General features: G+C 69.7%; 3 protein-coding genes. 2 read left to right on the top strand and 1 reads right to left on the bottom strand.

Features of this window, described 5'->3' with window-relative positions; translation table 11 throughout:
- Positions 1-293: 293 nt before the first annotated feature.
- Complete coding sequence (locus F3T56_RS45695; protein WP_149831349.1) at positions 294-1793, bottom strand: amino acid permease; 1500 nt, start codon at positions 1791-1793, stop codon at positions 294-296.
- A gap of 239 nt (positions 1794-2032) precedes the next feature.
- On the opposite strand from F3T56_RS45695, the gene F3T56_RS45690 reads away from it, so the two are divergent.
- Together F3T56_RS45690 and F3T56_RS45685 are read left to right on the top strand one after the other, a co-directional pair.
- Positions 2033-2851 (top strand): N-formylglutamate amidohydrolase, encoded by an 819-nt coding sequence (locus F3T56_RS45690; RefSeq protein ID WP_149831348.1) that lies wholly within the window; start codon positions 2033-2035, stop codon positions 2849-2851.
- A gap of 137 nt (positions 2852-2988) precedes the next feature.
- On the top strand, positions 2989-4569 hold the full coding sequence (locus tag F3T56_RS45685) for an IS1182 family transposase (RefSeq protein WP_149831347.1): 1581 nt from the start codon (positions 2989-2991) through the stop codon (positions 4567-4569).
- Positions 4570-4742: the final 173 nt, after the last annotated feature.

Here is a 4742-nt window from a genome sequence, read left to right as displayed (position 1 = left end):
GCTCGATGATCTGGATCAAGGAGCTCGCGCGGGCCACCCCTTGATCGAAACCAGATACAGGCCCTAGTCGCATCGGATTTCGTGCTGGATTCAGGCAGGGTGGTCGGCCTTGAGCGAGGCCACGGTTTCGACGATGCGGTGGGGCCTGGCAACGGGGCGCCTGCAAGGCCCACCTCGCTGGATCAGCCATTCATCGACCACGTGGGAGCACCGTAAGGATTGCCTGGCTGAAACTGGACGGGGTCGGTGTAGCCGGGGGCGCCAGCGCCACAGGCTCCTCCACCTCGCCCCTCTTAACGCTTCAGCCGGTAGCCGACCCCCACCCCCACCGTCACCCCCAAGAACAACACCGTGAACCACTGGAACCACCAGTGCCCGCCAGCGGGGTCGTAGACCTCGGCGCGGGGCCAGGCGAGGTTGATGGTCATGAAGAGGCCGTAGATGAGGGCGAGGGTGTTGATGGGGATGCCCCAGCGGCCGAGGGAGAAGAGGGGCTTGCCGGTTTCGTCGGTGGTGTCGGTGGTGAACGTGCCCTTCAGGCGTCGTATCAGGAGCGGGCCGGTGACCATCGCGTACGCCAGGTAGAGCATCACGATGCAGGTGGTGCCGATGGCCAGGAACGCGTCGGGTGAGGTGAAGTTGAGGAGGAGGAGCGCGGCGGCGAGGAGGCCTACGACCAGGGCGCAGGCGCTCGGCATGCCGGTGCGTGGGCTGACCTTGGCGAGCCGCTTGGAGAAGGGGAGTTGGCCGTCGCGGGCCATGGAGAAGAGCATGCGGCACGCCGACGTCTGGATGGCGAGCGTGGCCACCGTGATCGCCACCACCACGTCGGCGAGCAGGAAGCGGCCCACCCCGTCGCCGAGGCTGCTGGTCAGGACGTAACTCAGGCCGTCCACGCCCAGCTTGCCGTCGGTGAGGCTGGGCGCGGCGAGCAGTCCGCCGAGGACGAGCAGACCGCCGAGCAGACCGGCCGCGCCGAGGGCGGTGAGGATCGTGCGGGGCGCGGTGCGGCGCGGATGGCGGGTCTCCTCGCTCATCTCGCCCGCGCTGTCGAAGCCGATCATCACGTACGCCGCCATGAACGAGCCCACCAGCAGCGCCCCGAGCAGCCCCGTGCTGCCCTCGGCGGTGTGGAAGGTGATGCCGGGGGAGCGCTCGGCGTGGGTCAGCAGGAGCACGATGATCAGTACGGCGCCGATGATCTCGGCCGTGACGCCGACCCGGTTGACCATCGACAGCACGCGGTTGTCGAGCACGTTCACGACCGTGGTGAGCACCAGCAGGATCACGCCCAGGACGGCCGCGTTCGCCGCTCCGGTGGCGCTGGTCGGGGCCGGGTCGCCACCGACGAGCTGGAAGCCCGACCAGATCGCGGGCATCACCATCTGCAGCGCGAGTGCGGCCGCGGCGACCACCACGATCTGCCCGATCACCATGATCGAGCCGGCGAACCAGCCGAAGGTGAGGTTCGACAGCCGTGACGACCACTGGTAGATCGCGCCCGACAGCGGATAACGCGCGGCCAGCTCCGCGAAGCACGCGGCCACCGCCAACTGGCCGAGCAACACCGCCGGCCAGGTCCAGAAGAAGACCGGACCGCCGAACGCGTACCCGAACGCGAAGAACTGGAAGACCGTGGTGAGAACCGAGATGAAGGAGAAACCGGCGGCGAACGACGCGTACCGCCCCAGGCTGCGGTGCAGTTCCTGGCGGTAGCCGAACGCGGTCAGGGAGCGGTCGTCGGGGGAGTGCGGCGGATCCGGGCGGACATCGGCGGAGGCGGTGCTCGTCATGGCGGCAACCTGCTTTCACACAAGCGGCGCGAGCTTTCGCACACGCGGCGCGCGAAGGGCAAATTCCTGTCGGGCGACAGAAATTAGGGACGAGGTGTTTCACGCGCGTCACGCGGCCGTGTCCGAGGCGGGCCCAAGTCCTCACGCACCTGCCGCCGGGATGTACTACGACTCTGGAAGGCACCGGAAGACCCAGGAACGCGCGCAGTACGCGGATCCGACACCCCAGCGAGGACCTCTTGAGGAACGATCCAACGGCCCCCCACTGGCTCACCCCGGGGGCGCCGGACTCCCCCGTCATCCTGCACGCGCCCCACGGTTCACGGAAGATTCCGGCCGCCGTACGGGCCGAAATTCTTCTCAACGACCGTTCTCTGGCACGGGAGTTGGACCACATCACCGACGCGCACACGGACCGGATCGCCGAGCAGGCCGCCGCCCGGTCGGCCATCCGGCCCTGGACGTTCGTGAACCGGCTGTCCCGGCTGGTCGTCGACCCCGAGCGCTTCCCCGACGAGCGGGAGGAGATGCTGGCTGTCGGCATGGGCGCGGTCTACACCCGGACCACGCACGGGGAGGACCTCCGTCCCGCCGATCACGACGGCCGGTCTCTCCTCGACCGTTACTTCCATCCGTACGCCGCCGCCATGACCGAGGCGGTGACCGACCGGCTGGAGGCCGCGGGCCGGGCGGTGATTATCGACGTCCACTCGTATCCGACGAGGCGTCTCCCGTACGAGCTCCACGGCGACGGCCCCCGACCGCCCATCTGCCTGGGCCGCGACCCCTTCCATACCCCGCCCCACCTGCTCGCCCTCGCCGAGGAGACGTTCGCCGGCTTCGGCGGTACGGGAGTCGACAGCCCGTTCGCGGGGGCGTACGTCCCGCTGAAGTACTACGGGAACGACCCCCGGGTGAGCGCCCTGATGATCGAGATCCGCCGCGATACGTATATGACCGAGCCGGGCGGCCCGGCGGGGCCGGGGCTGGGTGCCCTCGCGGAGGCGCTGGCCAAGCTCGTCGACGCGGTGACCACCGCCGCCCCACCAACTCCCTAGAAGGCTCATGAAGATCTTGGGTTCTGGCCCTGCCGCGTCAGCGGCAGGGCCAGACTCGTCATGNCCTAGAAGGCTCATGAAGATCTTGGGTTCTGGCCCTGCCGCGTCAGCGGCAGGGCCAGACTCGTCATGTGGCGATGGGTGAGTGGGTCGGCGAGATGGTCGGGCCGGATGTGTGGGAGACCTGCCGGGAACTGATTCCGGCGGGGAGTGTGTTCGCGTTTCTGGCCGAGCATCGTGGCGAGCTGTTTCCGGCTGAGATGTTCGTGGACATGTATCCGTCGGCGAACGGGCGGCCGAGCATGCCGCCGCAGATCCTGGCCGCCGCGATCACCTTGCAGGCCCTGCACGGGCTGTCGGACTTCGAGACGGTGCAGGAACTGCGGTGCGATCTGCGGTGGAAGGCCGGATGCGGGCTGGGCCTTCACGACATGGCGTTCGATCCGTCGCTGCTGGCCTACTTCCGCCGCCGGCTGGCCCGTTCCGCCCGCCCGAACCGCATCTTCGAGGCCGTACGCGAGGTCGTGAAGGCCACCGGGGTCCTCAAGGGCAAGCACCGCCGGGCACTGGACTCCACCGTGCTGGACGACGCGGTCGCCACCCAGGACACCGTCACCCAGATCATCGCCGCCGTCCGCGCGGTGATCCGCGAGGTCCCCGGCGCCGACACGGTCGCCGCTGCCCAGTGCGGCGCGCACGACTACACCGACCCGGGCAAGCCCCGCATCGCCTGGAACGACGAGCAGGCCCGCGCCGAGCTGGTCGACGCGCTGGTCACCGATGCCCTGCGGCTGCTGGGCCACCTGCCCGACCAGCAACTCGGCGACAAAGCCGCGAACGCGGTGGGCATCCTGGCCCTGGTCGCCGGTCAGGACGTCGAGCCCGCCGAGGACTCCGACGGCCGCGACGGACGCTGGCGCATCACCCGGGGCACCGCCCCGAACCGGATGGTCTCCACCGTCGATCCCGAAGCACGCCACGTCCACAAGACCCGCAGCCACCAGCAGGACGGCTTCAAGGCCCACCTGGCCATCGAGCCCGAGACCGGCTTATACACCGCCGTCGCCCTGCGGCCCGGCTCCGGGCCCGAGCACCATGAGGCCGCCGTGGGTCTTGAGCTGCTCGCCGACGAGGACACCCCGGTGGACGCCTTCGGTGACACCGCCTACTCCACCGGTCACGCCCGCCAGGCCCTGGACCGGACCGGGCACCGGCTGTTCCTCAAGCCCGCCCCGCTGCGGCCTGCCGTCCCCGGCGGCTTCACCCTCGACGACTTCGCCATCGACACCGCAACCGCCGTCGTGACCTGCCCGGCCGGACACACCGTGGCCCTGTCCGACCCCAGCGGGCAGCACCACCAACGCAAAGCCTCCTTCGGCCACTTGTGCACCGGATGCCCCATGCGCGAGCGGTGCACCAAAGCCAAGGCCGGACGCATCCTGACCATCCGACCGCACCACAACCTCCAAGCGGCCGCCCGCCACCAGGCCGCCACCGACCACGGCTGGCAGGCCGACTACCGCCGCTGGCGGCCACCGGTCGAACGCGCCGTCGCATGGCTCGTCCACCACGGCAACCGGCGCCTGCGCTACCGCGGCACCCTCAAGAACGACACCTGGCTCCACACCCGAGCCGCCGCCCTCAACCTCCGCCGACTGATCAACCTCGGACTCACCCACACCAGTGGCACCTGGCACCTCGCACCGGCCGGCATATGACCGGAGGGCTGTCCGGCCTGACGGCCGGACAGCCCCTCAACAAGATCTTCATCGCCCTTCTAGGTCCTGTCGTCAAACCCGTCGTCCGCCCGGAGGGCGGGCCGCGCGCCCGCCGCGGTAGCGGCTGATGTCCGCGTAGGTGTGTGCTCTGGGCGTGCCGGGCGAAAGCCCTC

This window comes from Streptomyces tailanensis (assembly GCF_008386495.1).
GTDB lineage: Bacteria > Actinomycetota > Actinomycetes > Streptomycetales > Streptomycetaceae > Streptomyces > Streptomyces tailanensis.
Note: the sequence above shows the minus strand (reverse complement) of the source record. Positions and strands in the feature narration are given on the sequence as shown.

Excerpts from the sequence above, each read along its gene's own strand:
- F3T56_RS45695 (WP_149831349.1), bottom strand. The coding sequence starts at position 1,793 with ATGACGAGCACCGCCTCCGCCGATGTCCGCCCGGATCCGCCGCACTCC.
- F3T56_RS45685 (WP_149831347.1), top strand. The coding sequence starts at position 2,989 with ATGGGTGAGTGGGTCGGCGAGATGGTCGGGCCGGATGTGTGGGAGACC.